The sequence below is a fragment of the Streptomyces sp. NPDC003635 genome, from assembly GCF_053587635.1.
In genome coordinates this window covers 40,242-60,030 of sequence record NZ_JBSFOK010000051.1, presented here as the reverse complement: position 1 = coordinate 60,030, position 19,789 = coordinate 40,242, and the positions used below count along the sequence as shown (strand labels likewise).

Sequence of the window (19,789 nt, the reverse complement as noted above, 5' to 3'; positions counted from 1 at the left end):
CGACCCGCTACGACAAGACCGCCGAGTCCTACCAGGCAGCCGTCACCCTCGCCTCGCTCCTGATGTGGGCGTGACAATTGAAGACAACTCCTAGGAGCCGCGGATCACTCGGGTGACCTCTCGCGCCATGCGCAGGATGCCGGGGGAGCGGACGGGACACGGTTTCGGGGTCGAGGTCGTGGGCGCCAGACAGAAGTGCAGATAGTCGTCGTCGCGATGCAGGGTGGTGCGGCCACGGCCCGGATCCGTGCAGTAGTCCGGGTGCGCGCGCTCGTACGCGGTGCAGGGCAGCTCCCGCACCCAGGTGTGGCGGGCCCCTTCGGCGCTCACCGTCCGTCCCGCGTCGGCGACGAGGTCGCCGGAGGCGTCGGCCCGCTGCGTGTAGAGGGCGTTCACCTGGCGGACCCGTTCGGGGGCGATCGGGTCCGGTCCCTGGAGCACCCACACGATCCGCGGGCGCCGCTCCCCGCCGGCCGCGGCGATCTGGTCGGTGAGCCGGTCGAGGTCCGAGGCGTACCGGTCGAAGTAGCGGCCCGGATCGGCGTCGTGGGTGATGCCGTCCATGCACGGCGTGTAGCCCCAGGCGTTGCCCCAGAACTGCAGCACCACGAAGTCCGGCCGCAGCGAGCGCACCAGCGCCGCCGCCTTGTCCGCGTCCGGGACCAGGGACTTCTCGCCGGTGCCGGCCAGGTAGTCGCAGGGAGTGGTGCCCGAGTAGGGGGCGCTCGTGTACGAGGCCCTCAACTCCCCGCGCAGCTCCTGCCCGAGCACCTTCTGGGCCTCCATTGCCAGCGAGTCACCGAGGTACAGCACCCTCGGCGCCTTCCCTGCGGCGGGGCTCGGTGAGGCCGGCGCCCGCTGGTGCGTCGTGGCCGACGCCCTCGGCACCTCCGCCGTCGGGGCCTGTTCCGCCCCCGACGACGGATCCCCGCAGCCGCCGATCAGCGACACGGTGAGCAGCAACCCCGCCATCCACGCCCTGCGCATGCGGCAACTCCCGCCCCCGGAACCCGAAAACGGCTCCCCAGGCAAGCACAGCCACGCCACGAGGGGAAGACCCGCGCGAGACACATCGCGCCGTCCGATCGCCCGAGCGAGCGATACGCGCCAACTACCGCACAAGACAAGGACGTTGACACCGGCCGCGACCGCGACCCCGGGGGAGAATCGCGCCGGTACCCGCACCGCCGGCTCCGCCGGGGAACCGGGCATACACGCCGACACCCGCCTCGGCCCGTCGGGGAAGCCCGCGGGGGCCGTGCGCGCAGACGGTGAGCGCTGTCAGGACACGTCGTTCACCAGGACCGCCGCCCCGTCGAACCGCCCGGCCTTGAGGTCCCGCAGCGCCTCGTCGGCCCGTGAGAGCGGATAGGCGTGCGTGGTGGCCCGGACTGCGAACCGGTCGGCGAGGGTGAGGAACTCGCGGGCGTCCGCCCGGGTGTTGGACGTGACGCTGCGCAGTTCCCGCTCGTAGAACAGCTCACTCTCGTACCGCAGGGGCGGAGTGTCGGTGAGGTGGATCCCGGCCACCGCGAGCACGCCGCCGCGGTCCAGCGCCCGCAGTGCCACCGGGACCAGCTCCCCGGCCGGCGCGAACAGGATCGCGCTGTCCAGTGGCTCCGGCGGCACGTCCTGCGCGTCGCCCGCCGAGGCGGCCCCCAGCTCCAGCGCCAGCCGTCGCGCCGCCGCGCCCCGGGTCAGGACGTGTACCCGGGCGCCCTCGGCCAGGGCGACCTGGGCACACAGGTGGGCGCTGCCGCCGAAGCCGTACAGACCGAGCCGCCCGCCGGGCGGGAGCGCGGCCCGGCGCAGCGCCCGGTAGCCGATGATCCCGGCGCACAGCAGGGGCGCGAGCGCGACGTCGCCCAGGTCGCCGGGGAGCCGGTGGGCGAAGGCGGCCGGCGCGGTCGTGTACTCGGCGTAGCCGCCGTCCGCGTCCCAGCCCGTGTACCGCGATCCGGCGCACAGGTTCTCCGCGCCGCGCAGGCAGTACGCGCAGGTGCCGTCCGTGTGCCGCAACCACGCCACCCCGACCCGCTCGCCGAGCGCGAACCCGCTCACTTCGGAGCCGAGGCCCGCCACGACCCCCACGACCTCGTGCCCGGGCGTCACCCCCGGCCGACGCTCCGGGAGGTCACCCTCCGTGACATGCAGATCGGTACGGCACACCCCGCAGGCCCGCACCCGCACCAGCAGTTCGTCGTCCGCCGGGACCGGCACGGGCTTCTCCACGAACCGCAGTGGCCCCTCCTCCACCGGCCCGGGTGTGACGACCGACCATGCCCGCATCGTCCTGTCCACAGTGCTCACCGTCCCGCCGACGAACGTCGCCTTTGTCCAGTCTGTAACGGACAGTGGTGTTCGGCGCGCGGTTGGCGCGGGGGGTGGCTAGCGTGTGGAAGCGGACCCACCCCCGATCCGGAGAGGCCGCTGTCATGGCCGTACAGCCAGAGGGAACCCCCTGTTGGGCCGATGCGATGTTCAGTGACGTCGAGGGAGCCAAGAGCTTCTACGGCGATGTCCTCGGCTGGACCTTCGGCGAGTCGTCGTCGGAGTTCGGCAACTACACCCAGGCCTACGTGGACGGCAAGGCCGTCGCCGCCGTCGTGCCGCCCATGCCCGGGCAGGAGGGCCAGTCCCAGTGGTGTCTCTACTTCGCCTCGCCGGACGCCGTCGCCACGGCCACGCGGATCCGGGAGAGTGGCGGCGAGGTGCTGATGGAGCCGATGGAGGTCGGCGACTTCGGGACCATGTGCCTGAGCCGGGACCCGTCCGGTGTCGTCTTCGGTGTCTGGCAGGCGGGCACGCACGAGGGCTTCGAGGCGTCGCCGCAGCAGCCCGGGGCGTTCTGCTGGGCCGAGGTCTTCACGCGTGAGCCGGACAAGTCCGACGCGTTCTTCCCGGCGGTCTTCCCCGCGTACACCGCGCAGCAGATGGACGACGACGGGACGGACTTCCGTATCTTCAACGTCGGTGAGGCCCCCGTGCTCGGCCGGATGAAGATGACCGAGGAGTTCCCGCCCGAGGTGCCGGCGTACATCAACGTGTACTTCTCCGTCGCCGACTGCGACGAGGCCGTGTCCAAGGCCACCAAGCTCGGCGGGGTGCTGCGGTTCGGCCCGATGGACAGCCCGTTCGGCCGGTTCGCGGCGCTCAGCGACCCGCAGGGCGCGAACTTCTCGGTGATCGACGTCACGTCCACGCAGGGTGAGATGCCCACCCTCACCGACGTCTGAGCGGCCGCTCCCTTTGCGCATGGCATGATCGGGGACATGCGTGAACGAGTAGTGGCCGCGTGCGACGGGGCTTCGAAGGGCAACCCCGGACCCGCGGGCTGGGCCTGGGTCGTCGCCGACGAGAGCGAGACCCCGGCCCGCTGGGAGGCCGGACCGCTCGGCAAGGCCACCAACAACGTCGCCGAACTCACCGCGCTGGAGCGGCTGTTGGCGGCGACGGATCCCGGTGTGCCGCTGGAGGTCCGGATGGACTCCCAGTACGCCATGAAGGCCGTCACCACCTGGCTGCCCGGCTGGAAGCGCAACGGCTGGAAGACCTCGGCCGGCAAGCCGGTCGCCAACCAGGAGCTCGTCGTACGCATCGACGAGCTCCTGGCGGGCCGCGCGGTGGAGTTCCGCTATGTGCCCGCCCACCAGGTGGACGGCGACAAGCTCAACGACTTCGCCGACCGCGCCGCCAGCCAGGCCGCCACCGTGCAGGAAGCGGCGGGCAGCGACCTCGGCTCGCCGGAGCCGCCGGCCGCCCCGGACGTCCCCGCCAAGGCGCCCCGCCGCCGTCCCGCGGCCGCGAAGAAGGCCGGCGGCGGTTCCTCCTCCCGCACGATCAAGGCGAAGTTCCCCGGCCGCTGCCTGTGCGGCCGCTCCTACGCGGCGGGCGAGCCGATCGCCAAGAACGCGCAGGGCTGGGGCCACCCGGAGTGCCGTACCGCCGAGGCCTGAGCCGGGTCAGGCGGCGTCGAAGGTGTAGTGCGGGGTGTGGTCCAGCAGGTCCGCGGGCCGCACGTCGTTCCACGGCTTCATGGTGTCGTTGATGTCCACCACGTCCGGGGTGCCCGCCTCCGGGAGGTAGACGGAGCCGGGGTGGCGGCGCTGCCAGTCCGCCCACAGCTTGTCCACGTAGGCGTGGTGGAGCCAGAAGACGGGGTCGTTGGGGGAGACCCCGGTGGCCATCTGGCCGCCGACCCACACGTGCACCCGGTTGTGCAGGTTGACTCCGCGCCAGCCCTCCAGATGGTTGCGGAAGCCGTCCGAGCCGCTGTTCCAGGGCGCCATGTCGTACGTCTCCATGGCCAGCACGGAGTCCACCTCGGCCCGGGTGGGCAGCTGCCGACCCCCGCCGCCGAGGGCCCGGCGCAGATAAGTACGGCCGTCTATGCGGACGTTGACCGGCCAGTTGCCGGTCGAGGCGGCGAAGGGTCCGTCCATCACCCGTCCGTCCAGGCTGCGTCCGGTGCCGCCGAGGAAGTCCGGCGCCCACAGCGAGGCACGTGCTGTGCGGTCGGCGGTCCAGTCCCAGTAGGGCAGCGCGACCGAGGCGTCCACCGCTTGCAGGGCCTGCTCGAAGTCGAGCAGGAATCTGCGGTGCCAGGGCAGGAAGGACGGCGAACGGTGGCCCGTGCGCTCGCCGTTGTCGGTGTCGGCCACGATGAAGTGGTTGTGGGTGGTGACGAACTCGTCGTAGCGGCCGCTGCGCTTGAGTTCCAGGACGGCGGCGACGAAGCGGCGCTTCTCGTCGGCGGTCAGGGCGGCCTGGTTCTTGCGGACGGTCATGTGCGGGGGCTCCCGAAAGGGCTGGAGGGGCGGGTCAGTTGGCGGGGAACGGCAGGAGCTTCGCGCCCTGGAGTTCGTCGACCGCGGCCCGGGCGGCGGCGCGCGGGGTGGTCACCGGGTCGTAGTGGCTGACGACGCTGATCCAGCTGCCGTCGGCGTTGCGCATCACGTGCAGTTCCACCCCGTCGACGAAGACGGCGTAGCCACTGCCGTGGTCGTGGTGACCGCCGTGTCCTCCGTGGCCTTCGCCCGAGCGGGCCTTCCCCTGTATGCGGCGGCCCTTGTAGACCTCGTCGAAGGGAGCGGGGGCGGTGTCGGGTCGGTGGCCCGCGGCCCGGGCGGCGGGGGCGGCGAGGGTGGCGGCTGAGGAGGCGGCGGCGAGGGCGGCCGCGGCGGTGAGCGCGCGGCGGCGGCTGAGTTCGGGCATGCGGATCTCCCGGCTGGGTCGGTGTGGTGACTCCGCATGCCTATCGGGAGGGGAGAGACCAGGCGAAATCCCTTCGGAGTGGTTGGCTGTGATCAGGACAATTACCCACATGTCGTGGAAGATTGAACGAAGATGATCTTGCTGCGCGCATATGCCGGAGATCACCGGAACGGGCAATTCCTTCTCCTGGAAGGCCTGATTCGGGTGGCCTTTCGCGGACCGGTGCGACCGGGGTGGCCTGGGTCACGCCCGGAAACTGACGGGATCCGGAAGCCGGGCGGCGCGTCTCGTCGCTGCTACTCTCCGTCTCGAACTGATCGCATTGAGTGAATCCAAGGGGTGCGTGTGAAGGTCGTCTGCGTCGGAGGCGGGCCCGCCGGCCTGTACCTCTCGATCCTGCTGAAGCTGCGGGACCCGTCCCACGACATCACCGTCCACGAGCGCAACCCGGAGGGCTCGACCTACGGCTGGGGCGTCACCTACTGGCGCGGACTGCTCGACAGGCTGCACGCGCACGACCCCGAGTCCGCGCGCGCCCTCGCCGAGAACTCGGTCAGCTGGAGCGAAGGCACCGCCCGGGTACGGGATCTGACCACCCGGCACCGCGGCGACGAGGGCTTCGGGATCGGCCGCCACAAACTGCTGGAGATCCTCGCCGACCGGGCCCGCGACCTCGGCGTACACCTGGAGTACGAGCACGCGGTCGACCCCGACCGGCCGCCCGCCGACGCCGACCTTCTCGTGGCGAGCGACGGCGTCCACAGCGCGCTGCGCACCCGCCACGCCGCCCACTTCGGCACCGAGCTGCGGCCCGGCCGCAACCACTACATCTGGCTCGGCACCAGCAAGGTCTTCGACGCCTTCACCTTCGCCTTCGTCGAGACCGGGCACGGCTGGATCTGGGCCTACGGCTACGGCTTCGGCCCCGACCGCAGCACCTGCGTCATCGAATGCGCCCCCGAGACCTTCACCGGCCTCGGCCTGGACCGCGCCGACGAGGCCGAAGGGCTCGCCCTGCTGGAGAAGCTGTTCGCCGACACCCTGGACGGCCACGCGCTGATCGGCCGGTCACCGGCCGACGGCAGCTCCTCCTGGCTGAACTTCCGCACCCTGACCAACCGCACCTGGTACCGCGACAACCTCGTCCTGCTCGGTGACGCCGCGCACACCACGCACTACTCCATCGGCGCCGGTACGACCCTCGCCCTGGAGGACGCCATCGCGCTCGCCGACGCGCTGCACGCGGAGACCGCGCTGCCGCGGGCCCTGGCCCGGTACGAGCGGGAGCGCCGCCAGGCCCTGCTTCCGATGCAGAGCGCGGCTCGCTACAGCGCCCAGTGGTACGAGAACCTGCCCCGCTACATGCACCTGCCCCCCGAGCAGATGTTCGCCCTGCTTGGCCAGCGCCACTCGCCCCTGCTGCCCCACGTCCCCCCGCAGCTCTACTACCGCCTGGACAGGGCCGCCGGACAGCTGGAGGCGCTGCGCCGCCTCAAGCGCTGGCTGGGCCCGCGGGTCGCGCGGACACTGGCCACCCGGAAGTAGCCCGAACGGCACCGCCCCGCGCCGGGAAAGCGCGGGGCGGATGACAGACTGACGCCATGGAAGAGCGCAATTTCAGCAGGTCGCAGCAGCACGCATCCGTGGTCGGCCTCGGCACCTGGCAACTGGGCGCCGACTGGGGCGACGTGGACGACAAGGAAGCCCTCACGGTGCTGGAGACGGCCGCCGAGACGGGCGTGACCTTCTTCGACACCGCGGACGTCTACGGCGACGGACGCAGCGAGCAGACCATCGCCGGCTTCCTGCGCGGCAGGCCCGACCTGCATGTCATGGTCGCCACCAAGATGGGCCGCCGGGTCGACCAGATCCCGGAGAACTACGTCCTGGACAACTTCCGCGCCTGGAACGACCGTTCCCGCCGCAACCTCGGCATGGACCGCCTCGACCTGGTCCAGCTGCACTGCCCGCCGACCCCCGTCTACTCCACCGACGAGGTCTTCGACGCCCTGGACACCCTCGTCGCCGAGGAGCGCATCGCCGCCTACGGCGTCAGCGTGGAGACCTGCGCCGAGGCCCTCATCGCCATCGCCCGGCCCGGCGTGGCGAGCGTGCAGATCATCCTCAACCCGTTCCGCATGAAGCCGCTGTACGACGTCCTGCCCGCCGCCCGGGAGGCGGGCGTCGGCATCATCGCCCGCGTCCCGCTCGCCTCGGGCCTGCTCTCCGGCAAGTACACCAAGGAAACCGTCTTCCCCGAGAACGACCACCGCACCTACAACCGGCACGGTGAGTCCTTCGACCAGGGCGAGACCTTCTCCGGCGTCGACTACGCGACCGGCGTGGAGGCCGCCGCCGAGTTCTCCGCCCTCGCCCCCGAGGGCTTCACCCCCGCCCAGCTCGCCCTGCGCTGGATCATCGACCAGCCCGGCGTGACGACCGTCATCCCCGGAGCCCGCTCGCCCGAGCAGGCCCGCGCCAACGCCGCCGCGGCCGAACTGCCCCAGCTGTCCGAGCAGACCCTCACCGCCATCCGGGACCTGTACGAGCGGCGCATCAAGGAGCAGGTCGAGGACCGCTGGTAACCGTTTGAAAGGTCAACACCGGGACACCCGGACTCCATGGCGGAGGCAAGCGAGAGACGTACCGGCAGGGACGAGACCGAGGACGAGCGGGCTGACCGGATGTGGTCCGAGCTCATCCAGGAGATCCGGGTGGCCCAGATGGGTGTGCAGATCCTTTTCGGGTTCCTGCTCACCGTGGTGTTCACCCCGACCTACGCCGATCTGGGCGACACGGAGCAGACGATCTACATCGTCACGGTGGTGCTGGGCGCCACCGCCACCGGCGCCCTGATCGGACCCGTGTCCCTGCACCGGCTGGTGTCCGGTCGGCGCATCAAGCCCCGCGCGGTGCAGTGGGCGTCCCGGCTGACCTTCGTCGGCCTGCTGCTGCTACTCGCCACCACCACGTCGTCCCTGCTGCTGATACTGCGGGTCGCCACCCACGACGATTTCGTTCCGTGGCTCGTCACGGGCGTGGTGCTGTGGTACCTGCTGTGCTGGTTCGCCCTGCCGTACTGGGTGCGGCACCGCTACACGTCCCGGGACTGACCCTCAGCGCGGCGAGCTGCCGGTCGTGCGGGCGGCTGAGCAGCAGCAGCGAGAGCGTGGCCCCGACCAGGGCGCAGAACATGTCCCACTGGGTGTCCCACACGTCGCCCTGGGTGGCGAGGAACGCGTCGGCCGCCTGGCCGCCGATCACGGCTGCCAGCCACTCCAGCATCTCGAAGACCGCGCTGAAGGCGAGACACGCGCACACCGTCAGGGGCGCCAGCCAGCGGGTGCCGGCCAGCGGCGAGGTCCGGGCCAGCAGCTCCCGCACCAGAACGGCCGGTACGAAGCCCTGCATCAGGTGCCCGAAGCGGTCGTACGGGTTGCGCTCCAGGCCGAAGGTGTCGCGCACCCAGTCACCCAGCGGCACCTCCGCGTACGTGTAGTGCCCGCCCACCAGCAGGACGATCGCGTGCAGGGCCAGCAGACAGCACAGCAGGTCCGTCAGCGGGAAGCGCCGCCACAGCAGCACGATCAGCGGCAGCCCGACCAGCACCCACACCGTCTCCAGGAACCAGGTCGTACGGTCGTGCGGACCCCACGCCGAGAGCGCGAGCGCGACCATCGCGACCGCGGCGAGAAGGGGTGGCACAGGGCGGCGAAGCGCTGTCATCGCGGGGCTCCTTGTCGTCGGAGCCCCATCGTGTCCGCGCGCCGCACCGGCGGCATGAGTACGGCTACTCAGCTGCCGCTGGGCTCTTGGCACCCCGCAGCGAGGCGATGCACGCGGCGATGGCCTGCTGGAGTTCCTCCAGTTGCTGGACCATGTCGTCCTCGACGAACTCCTGCACGTCGTCGAAGGTGAGCTCCTCGAACACCTTCGTCGCGCGCTGGAGGCTGCTGTAGAACTTCGTCCGCCGTTCCTGGACGCGCAGTTCGGGGTCGGCCTCGACGGTCTCGGCGACGAGGGTCTTCATGGTGTCGTAGGCCTCCGTGGCCCACTCGCCCGTGTCCTCGTCCTCCTCCAGCTCGTCGATCAGCGACAGATGCCGCTCCGCCTCCTGGCGCAGATCGGCCGGCGCGTCGATGGTCTGCCCGGCGGGGGTCTTCACCTGGCCGGACTCGGCGATCTGGCGGACGTAGCCGATCCGGTCGGCGGACCGGCTCTCGCTGGCGACGGCCTTCTTCAGATCGTCGGTGCGCACCACGTCCCGGGCCAACTCGGCCTGCAGCTCGGGGTCTTCACGGACCCGGTCCAGCAGGGCCTGACGGGCGGCCCGGGCGGTGGAGGGGTCGGCGAGGATCGCGGCGCGCAGGGCGGTGGGGTTCTCCGCGACCTCCAGCGCCTTCGTCGGCCGGATGCCCTCGGCCTCGGCGGCCTCGGCGATGGCGGTGCCGCGCTCGGAGGTGGCGCTGTTGCGGGAGACGTAGTAGCTCAGCCACACCTCGGCGTCCGGCAGTTCCACCTCCGCGCCCGGCTGGAGCGCCTCGAAGTGCGGGACGAGACCGTCGTCGGCGGCCCGGTCCCAGGCCTTGTAGTAGCGCATGACCCGCTCGGGGGAGCAGCCGGCCAGCTCGGCGAACTCCTTCGCCGACACCTTCGGCGTCTCCTCCGCGCCCTGCCCGCCGGGCCGTACGCTGCGCGCCACCATCAGGCCGAACGCCCACCCGCCGGTGCGCGCGTAGACCCCGAACTCACGCGCGTCGCGCGCGACGAGGTCGGACAGCGGTGCGGGGGACGTCTCGGACGGGACGAACGCTAGGGTCACGGGGGCTCTCCTGAAGGCGGGGACCGGGCACGGGCACAGACCGGAAGCCTATATGCACCTGCATGCGACGGTTTGCCGACCCCGGACCCCGGGGCGTGTCATCCGAAGGCGTCGCGCAGGGCCGGCAGCAGGGTCTTCTCCGACCAGTCCAGGTAGTCCGGCTGCGAGTCCCCGCCGATCTGCACCAGCGCGACCTCGGTGAATCCCGCCTCCACATACGGCCGTACGGCCTCGACGAAATCGTCCGGGTCGTCGCCGCACGGGATGGCGGCGGAGACGTCGTCGGGGGTGACGTACTGGGTGGCGGCCTCGAAGGAGTCCGGGTGCGGCAGCTCCGCGTTGACCTTCCAGCCGCCGCCGAACCAGCGGAACTGGGCATGGGCGCGCTTGACCGCGGTGTCCCGGTCCGGGTCGTGGCAGACCGGCAGTTGGCCCACGCGCGGCTTGCCCGTCCCACCGTGCCGGTCGAAGGCCTCCAGCAGTCCCGGTTTCGGCTCGGTGGCGATCACCAGGTCCGCGAGCCGGCCCGCCAGGGAGCAGGACCGGTCGCCGGAGACGGCCACCCCGATCGGCGGCGGCTCGGTCGGCAGATCCCACAGCCGGGCCGACTCCACGTCGTAATGGGTGCCGTGGCGGGTGACGTGGTCGCCGTCGAAGAGCGCCCGGATGATCCCGATCGCCTCCTCCAGCATCTCGTGCCGTACGTCCACGGAGGGCCAACCGCCGCCCACCACGTGTTCGTTGAGGTTCTCACCGGAGCCCAGTCCCAGCCGGAAGCGGCCCTCGGACAGCAACTGCATCGTCGCCGCCTTCTGCGCCACCACCGCCGGGTGATAGCGGAACGACGGACACGTGACGTACGTCATCAGCGGGATCCGCCGGGTCGCCTGGGCGGCGGCCCCCAGCACACTCCACGCGTAGGGCGAGTGCCCCTGGGAGCGCAGCCACGGAAAGTAGTGGTCCGAGGTCACGGAGAAGTCGAAGCCGGCCTCCTCGGCGCGCACCACGTGCTCGACGAGGTCACGCGGGCCGGCCTGCTCGGTCATCATCGTGTATCCGATTTGCACCATGCCGCCCGAGTCCCCGGCCCGCGCAGGAGAAAACGGTTCACCAAGGTGGGTACGGATGCCGTCATGACGACTTCCGCGCTGCCTTCCAGCCCGCCCGCCGCCCAGGGCGTCGACGCCTCCGGTGTGCAGGCCTTCCTCGACGCCCTGGAGGGCGATCCCGAGATAGAGCCGCACAGCCTCATGATCATGCGGCACGACCGGCTCGTGGCGTCCGGCTGGTGGGCGCCGTACACCCCCGAGCGGCCGCAGTTGCTGTACTCGCTCAGCAAGAGCTTCACCTCCACCGCGGCCGGGCTCGCGGTCGCCGAGGGGCTGCTGCGGCTGGACGACCCGGTGATCTCCTACTTCCCGGAGTTCGACGCCGACGTCACCGATCCGCGCAGCCGAGCGATGCTCGTACGGCATGTGGCGTCGATGGCCAGCGGGCACACGGACGAGACCCTCGACCGGGCCCGCGCGCTCGACCCCGACGAGCTGGTGCGCGGCTTCCTGCGGCTGCCGCCCGAGCGCGATCCGGGGACCGTGTTCGCCTACAACCAGCCTGCGACCTACACCCTCGCGGCGATCGTCCAGAAGGTCACCGGCCAGAAACTCACCGACTACCTGCGTCCCCGCCTGTTCGACCCCATCGGCATCGGCGACGTCTCCTGGCGGCGGGACCGCGCGGGCCGCGAGCTCGGCTTCAGCGGACTGCACGCCCCCACCGACGCGATCGTCCGGCTGGGGCAGCTGTATCTGCGCGGCGGGACCTGGGAGGGGCGGCGGGTGCTGCCGGAGTCCTGGGTGGCCGAGGCCACCCGCGTGCACACGCCGAACGACGACGGGCCCATGGGCGGCGAGGACTGGCGGCAGGGGTACTGCCTGCAGTTCTGGAGGTCGCGGCACGGCTTCCGCGGCGATGGCGCGTACGGCCAGTTCTGTCTGGTGCTGCCCGAGCAGGACGCGGTGATCGCCACGACCGCGGCCACCGTGGCCATGCAGAAGATGCTGGACATGGTCTGGACGCATCTGCTGCCCGCCTTCAGGCCCGCCCCGCTGACCGGCCGCGAGCAGGCGGACGCCGCCCTCGCCGACCGGCTGGCGGGGCTCGCGCTGGCGCCCGCCGACGGCAAGCCCGCGCCCGAGGACCTGGGGACCCCCACCTTCCGCTCCGACGGGATCTCCGTGGAGGTCAGCGGGGACCGCCTGACGCTCGTCGAGGACGGGCACCGGCTGGAGGTGCGCCTCGCGAGCAGCGGCTGGAGCGTGACCGAGCAGCCGGTTCCCACCGCGGTCAGCGGCGGCTGGACCGGCCCCGACACCCTCGAGGCGGAGGTGATCTTCCTGGAGACGCCCCACCGCCTCGCGGTGACCTGCACGCTCCCGGACCGCACCTGCACGGTCCGCTGGCGCACCCAGCCGTTGCACCCCCTGCCGCTGCACAGGACGGGGGCGCCCCGACGGTCAGTCTGACGGTTCCCGGAAGGTACGCAGGGCGGTGTCCAGGGCCTCGCGGTTGTCCGGGTCGTCCCAGGCGGCCGCGGGCGCCGTCCAGCGCAGCGAGAAGCCACGGCCGCCGCCGAGCAGGAAGCCCGTGCCGAGGGTGCGCACCCGGGTGCCGTCGGCGTCGGCGAGCCACTCCATCTGGGCGGCCTCCCGGTCCCGGTACGTCGTCGGCCGGATCTCCCCGATCCGGCGGTAGCCGCCGCCTTCCTTCAGCCCCGGCTCCACGTCACGCCAGACGGCGACGGGATCCGGGCCCACTCGCTCGCTGTAGGTCACCGTCAGCGTCCGCGCGTCGCCCTCCGTACCGAGCACGACGCGGTACGCCAGCTCCGAGACCCGGTCGGTGCTCAGCGGCCGCCAGCCCTCGGGGAGGCTGACGGAGAAGCCCTCCGGTGAGTCGTAGCGGCTGAAGGGCGACTCGGTGGGTGTGGGTGTGGGTGTGGGTGTGGGGGTGGGGGTGGGAGTGGGTGTCGGGGAGAGCGGGCCGGAGGGCGCGGCGGACGCGGTGGCGGACGGTGCCGGGCGCGGCGGTGTCCCGGCGGCGGGGGAGTCGGAACCGCCCGGCAGCCGGTCGGTCACGGCGAGGACGGCGACCGTGACGGTGGCGACGGCCAGGGCCGTCCCGGCGATCATCGTGCGGTTGCTCCAGGTCGCGCAGTGGGCGTACCGGCCGCGCAGCCGCGGGCTCGGCATGGTCGCGCTCTCCTCGTCCAGGACGCGGACCAGGGCCTCCCGGACGACCGGGCGGGGCAGCCGTTCCAGCGGGTCCTTGCGCAGCAGGCCCTGCAGGAGCTGGGTGAGCGGCCCGGCGCGCACCGGCGTGCGCAGCGGCAGCCGGTCCACGCCCTTCAGCGTGGCCTCCGGGCGCCCCCGGTCCCGGAACGGCGGGCGCCCCTCGACCATCGTGTAGAGCAGCGCTCCGAGCGCCCACAGGTCGGTCGCCGGACCGGTCGGCTCGTCGCGGGCCTGCTCGGGCGAGGCGTAGGCGGGCGCGGACAGCCGGGGTGCGAGGGTGGCGTCGGCCAGCCCGAAACCGGTGACGACGAGGGGCCCCTGGTCCCGGAGGAACACCTGGGCCGGGCTGAGTTCGCCGTGGACGATGCCCCGCCCGTGCGCCACCTCCAGCACGTCGAGCAGCTCCAGACCGATGCGCGCGACTCGTACATAGTTCAACACGCCCTGATGGGAGAGCAGTTCACTCAACGGCCGGCCGTCGACCCACCGGGTCACCACCCACAGCGTGCCCGACTCCTCGACGGCGTCGACGACTTCGGCGACCCGGTCGGGGCACACCAGCGACATCCGCTCGCCGGCCCGCAGGACGCGCGCGGTGATCCGGCGCCCCTCCTCGCCGCCCGGATCCTCCGGCAGCCCGATCTGGGTGACCATGACCGGCCGCTCCACCCCGATGTCCTCGCCGTACCAGCAGACGCGGTTGGTCTCCTGGTGGAGCACCTCGACGAGCCGGTATCTTCCGGCGACCAACACGGGTGTGGAGACGTGTGCCTTGACCATGGTCATCCCTCGCTGAACCCCTGGCTCTCACCTTTCCCTCAGGTACGGCGTGCGTGACGGGGTGCGTTCAAGGTTCGCCGAGCGAGATGCGCCGATCTCCCTTTGTTCATCCGATGCATCGAACACGCGTCCCCCAAGTCGTCCGTCTCACAGGTCGCGCCGCACCAGGAAGTCCAGCAGCGCCCGCAACTCCCGGACCGCGCCCGCTTCCAGGGGTACGGCGTCCAGGGCTGCCTCGGCCGCGGCGATCCGCTGCCGTGCCTCGCGCAGCACCTCGGACCGGCCGCCCGCCTCCTCGATCAGTACGGCCGCCGCGTTGGGCCGCTCGCCCGACTCCAGAAGTCCGGCCAGGTGAGCGGCGACGGATGTGTCGAGGGCGACCAGGACCGGGAGTGTCTTCTTGCGGGCCCGCAGATCGTTGTGGACGGGCTTGCCGGTGACGGCCGGATCGCCCCAGACGCCGAGCATGTCGTCGACGATCTGGAAGGCGATCCCGAGGTCCCGCCCGGCCCGGTCCAGCGCGGCGACCGTGCCGACCGGTGCCCCGCCGAGCGCGGCGCCCAGCGCGAGCGCGCAGCCCAGCAGCGCGCCCGTCTTCCGCTCGGCCATCGCCCGGTACTCCTCGGGCCGCACCCGCTCGGGCCCGGTCCAGGGCCGGGCCGCGAACAGCAGGTCGTCCGCCTGACCGCGCACCAGATCACCGAGCGCTGCCGCCAGCAGCCGTACGGCCTCCCCGCCGCCCGGTGCCGCGGCGAGCGTCTCCACGGCCAGCGCGAACAGGGCGTCACCCGCGAGAACCGCCGGTCCTGTGCCGTACGCCTTCCACCCGGTGGGCCGGCCCCGGCGGGCGGTGTCGCCGTCCATGATGTCGTCGTGCAGCAGCGAGAAGACGTGCACCAGTTCCACCGCCACCGCGGCCGTCGTCCCGGCGGGGCCGGGGCCGCCCACCGCCTCGGCGCCGAGCACCGCCAGGGCCTGCCGCACCCCCTTGCCGCCGGAGTTGGCCACCGGGGCGCCGCCCGCCGCGCACCAGCCGAAGGAGTAGGCGGCCATCTCCGCCAGCCAGGGATGCAGCCCGGCCACGGCCCGCTCCAGCTCGGGCCGGACCGACTCCCGGCACCTGGCCAGCACGTGGACGCCGGTCAGGGGGGCTGTGGAGGGGACCGCCGTCACCGTACGACCTCCGCGTCGAGCTCCTGCTGGGCACGGGCCACCATCTCCCGGGCGTGCTTGAGGCCGATGCGGTCCAAGATGTGGGCCAGTTCGGCGAGTTCGGCCTCCGTCTCGGACCGGTCCCGGCCCAGCCGGGCCCTGGACTTGGCCAGTCCCAGGCGGGCCAGTGCCTCGCCGCGCGGCTCGCTCATGGCGCGGAACTCCTCGAGCGCCTGCTCGTAGAGCTCGCGGGCCTCGGCGTAACGACCGGCGCGGTACAGGACGTTGCCGCGCATCTTGTGGTTGTAGGCGAGCGCGCTGGACAGCCTCATCGTCCGGCAGGTGGTCTCCGCCTCGGACAGCAGCCCCAGCGCCCGTTCGGTGTCGCCGTCGCGCACCGAGACGATGTCGGCGAGCCCTCGCAACGCCCAGGCGTGCCCGCGGCGGTCCTCGGCACGGGCGGCGATCTCGGCCGCCTCCTCGAACAGGGCGAACGCGGTGTCGTAGGAGCCGGTGTTGCGGTGGATCTGGGCGATGCCCTCCAGCGCCCACACCGTGTGCCGCGCCTCGCCGCGGCGCCTGGCCTCCGCCAGGAGTTGCTCGTGCAGCCGGGCGACGGCCTCGTAGTCGCCCTGGATACGGCCGGTCTCGGCAAGCCCCGCGAGGGAGTAGCCGCGCACGACGACGTCCCCGCCGCGCTCGCCGAGGTCGGCGGCGAGCTGGAGGAGACGCCGGGCGAGGGCGAACTCGCCGCGCTGGCGGGCCAGGGTGCCGCCGCTCCACAGCGCCCAGGCCATCGCGGCGGTGTCCTCGGCGGCGCGGGCGGCGCGGTAACTCGCCTTCCAGGCCCGGTCCGCTTCCCCGATCTGCCCCAGGCGCCGGTGCGCCTCGGCCACCGCGAGCCCCGAGCGCGCCGCCTCGCCGTGCCGCCCGGTCCGCTCGGCGGCCCGCAACTCCTGCGTGCCGGCGGCCAGGACGTCCGTCAGCGATGAGTTCACGGACAGGGTGGTGAGCGCGCCCTGGTACTCGGGGGCGAATGCCTTGCCGTACATGGATGCCTTTCGATCCGTATGCACTCCATCTATACATTAAGCGTATACATGGAGTGTATAGAGCGAGTGAAACCAGCCCCGGCCCCCCGGGGGACCAGGGCGGTGTCAGCTGTTGTGGATCAAGACGTGTACGGAGCCGGCCGGGTTGCCCGTGAGGCGCAGATCACCTCACGGACCGTCAGTGCTGCTGGGCCTTCGGCGGGGTGGCCTCGCTCGGCCGTACGACGACATAACCCTCTCCGCTCAGCATCAGCTGTACGGCCTCACCGGAGCCGCCGCGCAGCATCGAGCCTATGGACTGCGAGCGGTGCAGTGAGGTCCCGAGGCCCGCGCTCCAGCCGACGACCGCGTCGGTGTCGACGTACACCGGATACCGCGCCGAGACCGGGATCACCAGCGGATTGCCGTCGCAGACCAGACCCAGTCGGCCCTGGCCGGTGAACACGCTGTTGAACAGGCCGCCGCCGGTGATGCCCGCCCCCTTCACCGTCGCGATCCGGTACGACAACGTGGCGTCGAAACACAGGACGTTGCGGCCGTTGACGGTGAACTCGTCACCCGGGTCGAGTTCCACGACGAAGCAGTTCTGCGCCTCGTGCGCGAACCAGGCCTCGCCCTGACCGCGCACCGCCATCAACGGCAGCCCCTCGCCGGTGACCGCGCGCTTGAGCATTCCGCCCACGCCCTGGCCCTTGCGCTCGAACTGGAGATCTCCGCGGTAGGCGATCATCGCGCCCTGGCGGGCCAGCATCTCCCCGCTCACCGCGTAGCGGATGCACTTGGCGTTCTCGACCGTCATGCCCGGCGCGGTGGCGGGCTGGACCATGTGCTCACTTGAAAAGAGGTCACCCTTCATGACGGCATCGTGTCGCGGACGACCTGCTTCCGCCTAGACGGGCGAGGTTCACGCGCCGAAGAGCTGGGTCCAGTACGTGCCGGCCGGCCCGCCGCCCGCGAAACCGATGCCGATGTGCGTGAACTCGCGCTTGAGGATGTTGGCGCGATGACCGGGACTGTTCATCCAGCCCTCCACGACCTCGGTGGGGGAGCGCTGGCCGCAGGCTATGTTCTCGCCGATCGAGCGGTGCCGGGAGCCGGCCGCGGCCGCCCGGTCCCAGGGCCGGCTGCCTTCGGGCGAGGTGTGGGAGTAGAAGGCCCGCGCGACCATGTCGGCGCTGTGCGCCTGCGCGGCGGCGGTCAGGACCGGGTCGGCGGCGAGCGGGCGAAGACCGGCCCTGGAGCGCTCGCGGTTGGTGAGATCGACGACCTGAGTGGCGGTCCGGGCCAGGTCCGCGGTGGTGAACGGGCGGGCCCACAGCGCCGTCCAGTAGAAGTCGCCGCCGCGCCCGGCGGGGACGCACGCCACGGCGGCGTGGGTGAACACCGGGTCCTGGAGGGTGCGCCGGGCCTGGTCGGTGCGCAGGCAGTACTCGACGAACTCGGTCGGCGTGCGCGGGCCGGACACCAGGTGCTCACCGACGGTCAGATACGCGTATCCGGCGGCGGTGACGCGCTGGTGGACGGAGACTCCGTCCCGGCCCTCCACGCCCAGACGCCCCGCGGCGGCCATGGCTTCCGCGTGGGCGCGGGCGGCGGAGGCCAGCCGGGCGTCCGGGGTGACGGGCGGGGAACCGGCCGCGGCGCGGGCGGCGTTGACGAGGCGGGTGAACTCATCGGGGGCCTGTATCGGCGCGTCCTGCGTGACCTCGACCCCGAAGTCCCGGGCGAGGCCCGCCAGTCCGTCCGCGTACCCCTGTCCCAGGGCGCGAAGCTTCCAGCCGCCGCCGCGCCGGTACAGCTCGGCCAGCAGCAGCACCGTCTCCTGCCGGGGCGGCGGCGGGACGAACCGGGCGAGAGGGCGGCCGCCCGGTCCGGTGACGTGGAGCGTGGGGGTGGGCAGGCTGCCGAGGGCGGTGCCGGGGTCGGCGGGGCTGACGACGACCGTCACCCGGGTGGCGTCCGCCCGCAGCCGCGCCGGGTCGACGGTCAGGGTGGCGCCGTGCAGCCGGGCGCCCGGAGCCGACGGCTGGTTGTAGAACACGAAGTCGCCGTCGCCGCGGACCTTGCCGCCGTCGTCCGTGATGAGCGCGGACACGTCGAAGGGACCGGGCACCCGGACGGCCACGGCGCCGCCCGGGAGGGGAACGTTGCCCCCGGGGACCAACTCGTACATCGGGCTGTCCTGGTGTCGTCGTACGCGCTCCGGTGAGAGCTGTCCGGACAACGCGCGTCGCCCCGCGAGGGTTCCCCACCGGTCGGGGATCAGCGGACGGCGGCGGCCTCGGGCGTGCCGCCGACCGAGGAGCCGCGCGGCGCCTTGGCCTGCTTGCCGCAGAACGCCGACTCCAGTGCGCCCAGCATGGTGGTGTGCACCTTGCCGTTGTTGGAGGTGTTGGCGAACGCCGCAAGACTGCGCCCGCCGTCCTTGGAGGCGAACGCGTAGGTGTAGAAACCCTGGACGGCGCCGGTGTGCCCGTACACCGACACCCCGCACGACAGGTCCCGGCGCCGTAGCCCGAGTCCGTACGCCTGGCCGGAGCCCGCGGGCACCCACCGCCGCATCTGCGTCAGCTGGGCCGCCGAGGTCAGCTCGCCGCGCAGGAGCGCGGAGAGGAAGGTGTTCAGGTCCCGCGCGCTGGAGATCACCGCGCCCGCGCTCTGCGCCCAGGACACCGTCTGCTCGGTCGCGTCGACCAGCGCGGCCCCGGCCGCGTCCGGGGTGAGATAGCCCCGGGCGTACCGGCCCGGGATCCTTGTGCCGGGATGGACGTAGAAGGTGTCCGTGAGCTGCAACGGCTCGATGATCCGGTGCTGGTACTCGGTGGCGACCGCGTTCCCGGTCAGCTTCTCGATGAGCATGCCGGCGACCACGAAGTTGGTGTTGGAGTACGTGTAGGCGCCGCCCGGCGCGGTGGTGCGCGGCTTGCGCAGGGAGCGGTCCATCAACTGGCGGTAGGTGAACACCTTGCTGCGGACCGCCTCGAAGCCGGGAACCGTCCGCGCGAACATGTCGTTGGTGTAGTCGTACAGGCCGCTGCGGTGGCTGAGGACGTGGCGCACGGTGATCCGGTCGTCCGGCAGCAGCCCGGGCAGATAGCGGTTGACCGAGGCGTCGAGCTGCAGCCTCTTCTCGTCGACGAGTTGCAGGAGGACGACGGCGGAGAAGGTCTTGGTGACACTTCCGATGCGGAACCGGTCGGTGGTGGTGAGGGCCCGCCCCGTCTTCCGGTCCGCGACGCCCGCCGATGTCCTCAGGACGATGCCGTGATCGTCGACGCGTGCTGTCGCGCCGGGCGCCCCGTGGTCCATCGCCGTGCGCAGGACGCCGCGCAGGCCCGCGAGGTCGGGTGCGGGTTCCTGGGGCGCCGCGTGCGCCGGGACCGTCAGGAGGGAGAGGAGGACCGCGGTCCCCAACGCCGTACCCCTGCCCACCGTTGCCGAGTCCATCCGCATCCTCTCTCCCTGCTGACACACCGTCA

At 72.2% G+C, this 19,789-nt stretch carries 19 protein-coding genes; 6 read left to right on the top strand and 13 right to left on the bottom strand.

Features of this window, described 5'->3' with window-relative positions:
* Positions 1–90: 90 nt before the first annotated feature.
* Positions 91–987, bottom strand: coding sequence for an SGNH/GDSL hydrolase family protein (locus tag ACWDRW_RS33810; protein ID WP_451730256.1), 897 nt, complete (start codon positions 985–987; stop codon positions 91–93).
* A 294-nt stretch (positions 988–1,281) separates the two neighbouring features.
* Positions 1,282–2,289 carry a zinc-binding alcohol dehydrogenase family protein gene (locus tag ACWDRW_RS33805; RefSeq protein ID WP_451730268.1) on the bottom strand — a complete coding sequence of 336 codons (1,008 nt, stop codon included), beginning with the start codon at positions 2,287–2,289 and terminating at the stop codon, positions 1,282–1,284.
* A gap of 146 nt (positions 2,290–2,435) precedes the next feature.
* Between ACWDRW_RS33805 and ACWDRW_RS33800 the strand changes: the two genes are divergently transcribed.
* Positions 2,436–3,236, top strand: a complete 801-nt coding sequence (locus ACWDRW_RS33800) for a VOC family protein (protein WP_451730253.1) — start codon at positions 2,436–2,438, stop codon at positions 3,234–3,236.
* 24 nt (positions 3,237–3,260) lie between these two features.
* Complete coding sequence (locus tag ACWDRW_RS33795; RefSeq protein WP_451730250.1) at positions 3,261–3,956, top strand: ribonuclease H family protein; 696 nt, start codon at positions 3,261–3,263, stop codon at positions 3,954–3,956.
* 6 nt (positions 3,957–3,962) lie between these two features.
* Here ACWDRW_RS33795 and melC2 read toward each other — a convergent pair whose 3' ends face one another.
* Together melC2 and melC1 are read right to left on the bottom strand one after the other, a co-directional pair.
* Positions 3,963–4,787, bottom strand: a complete 825-nt coding sequence (gene melC2, locus ACWDRW_RS33790) for a tyrosinase MelC2 (protein ID WP_451730248.1) — start codon at positions 4,785–4,787, stop codon at positions 3,963–3,965.
* Between the two features lie 34 nt (positions 4,788–4,821).
* Positions 4,822–5,214, bottom strand: a complete 393-nt coding sequence (gene melC1, locus ACWDRW_RS33785) for an apotyrosinase chaperone MelC1 (RefSeq protein ID WP_451730246.1) — start codon at positions 5,212–5,214, stop codon at positions 4,822–4,824.
* A gap of 345 nt (positions 5,215–5,559) precedes the next feature.
* Between melC1 and ACWDRW_RS33780 the strand changes: the two genes are divergently transcribed.
* The 3 genes from ACWDRW_RS33780 to ACWDRW_RS33770 are packed head-to-tail and all read left to right on the top strand — an operon-like array spanning position 5,560 to position 8,327.
* The gene (locus ACWDRW_RS33780; protein ID WP_451730243.1) at positions 5,560–6,759 is read left to right on the top strand and encodes an FAD-dependent monooxygenase; all 1,200 of its coding nucleotides are present in this window, start codon (positions 5,560–5,562) and stop codon (positions 6,757–6,759) included.
* Between the two features lie 56 nt (positions 6,760–6,815).
* Positions 6,816–7,799: an aldo/keto reductase gene (locus tag ACWDRW_RS33775; protein WP_451730240.1), complete on the top strand. Its 984-nt coding sequence runs from the start codon at positions 6,816–6,818 to the stop codon at positions 7,797–7,799.
* A gap of 36 nt (positions 7,800–7,835) precedes the next feature.
* Positions 7,836–8,327 carry a DUF6328 family protein gene (locus ACWDRW_RS33770; RefSeq protein WP_451730238.1) on the top strand — a complete coding sequence of 164 codons (492 nt, stop codon included), beginning with the start codon at positions 7,836–7,838 and terminating at the stop codon, positions 8,325–8,327.
* Here the strand turns inward: ACWDRW_RS33770 and ACWDRW_RS33765 are convergent.
* From ACWDRW_RS33765 to ACWDRW_RS33755, 3 genes are all read right to left on the bottom strand, one after another.
* Positions 8,245–8,940 carry a DUF2238 domain-containing protein gene (locus ACWDRW_RS33765; RefSeq protein ID WP_451730235.1) on the bottom strand — a complete coding sequence of 232 codons (696 nt, stop codon included), beginning with the start codon at positions 8,938–8,940 and terminating at the stop codon, positions 8,245–8,247. The genes ACWDRW_RS33770 and ACWDRW_RS33765 overlap by 83 nt on opposite strands.
* 64 nt (positions 8,941–9,004) lie before the next feature.
* Positions 9,005–10,036: a hypothetical protein gene (locus ACWDRW_RS33760; RefSeq protein ID WP_451730232.1), complete on the bottom strand. Its 1,032-nt coding sequence runs from the start codon at positions 10,034–10,036 to the stop codon at positions 9,005–9,007.
* 98 nt (positions 10,037–10,134) lie between these two features.
* A complete protein-coding gene (locus ACWDRW_RS33755; protein ID WP_451730229.1) occupies positions 10,135–11,106 on the bottom strand; it encodes an LLM class F420-dependent oxidoreductase in 972 nt (323 codons plus the stop codon).
* Positions 11,107–11,169: 63 nt separating this feature from the next.
* On the opposite strand from ACWDRW_RS33755, the gene ACWDRW_RS33750 reads away from it, so the two are divergent.
* Positions 11,170–12,558: a serine hydrolase domain-containing protein gene (locus tag ACWDRW_RS33750; protein ID WP_451730227.1), complete on the top strand. Its 1,389-nt coding sequence runs from the start codon at positions 11,170–11,172 to the stop codon at positions 12,556–12,558.
* Here ACWDRW_RS33750 and ACWDRW_RS33745 read toward each other — a convergent pair.
* The 6 genes from ACWDRW_RS33745 to ACWDRW_RS33720 form a co-directional block, all read right to left on the bottom strand.
* Positions 12,550–14,106, bottom strand: coding sequence for a serine/threonine-protein kinase (locus ACWDRW_RS33745; protein ID WP_451730224.1), 1,557 nt, complete (start codon positions 14,104–14,106; stop codon positions 12,550–12,552). The two genes, ACWDRW_RS33750 and ACWDRW_RS33745, sit on opposite strands and share 9 nt — an antisense overlap.
* Before the next feature lie 147 nt (positions 14,107–14,253).
* Complete coding sequence (locus tag ACWDRW_RS33740; protein WP_451730221.1) at positions 14,254–15,279, bottom strand: polyprenyl synthetase family protein; 1,026 nt, start codon at positions 15,277–15,279, stop codon at positions 14,254–14,256.
* Positions 15,276–16,310, bottom strand: a complete 1,035-nt coding sequence (locus ACWDRW_RS33735) for a tetratricopeptide repeat protein (RefSeq protein WP_451730218.1) — start codon at positions 16,308–16,310, stop codon at positions 15,276–15,278. Before ACWDRW_RS33735 ends, ACWDRW_RS33740 begins: the two co-directional genes overlap by 4 nt.
* Before the next feature lie 178 nt (positions 16,311–16,488).
* Positions 16,489–17,166 (bottom strand): AIM24 family protein, encoded by a 678-nt coding sequence (locus ACWDRW_RS33730; RefSeq protein ID WP_451730216.1) that lies wholly within the window; start codon positions 17,164–17,166, stop codon positions 16,489–16,491.
* A gap of 48 nt (positions 17,167–17,214) precedes the next feature.
* Positions 17,215–18,483 (bottom strand): CAP domain-containing protein, encoded by a 1,269-nt coding sequence (locus ACWDRW_RS33725; protein ID WP_451730213.1) that lies wholly within the window; start codon positions 18,481–18,483, stop codon positions 17,215–17,217.
* Positions 18,484–18,572: 89 nt separating this feature from the next.
* A complete protein-coding gene (locus ACWDRW_RS33720) occupies positions 18,573–19,757 on the bottom strand; it encodes a serine hydrolase domain-containing protein (RefSeq protein ID WP_451730211.1) in 1,185 nt (394 codons plus the stop codon).
* Positions 19,758–19,789: the final 32 nt, after the last annotated feature.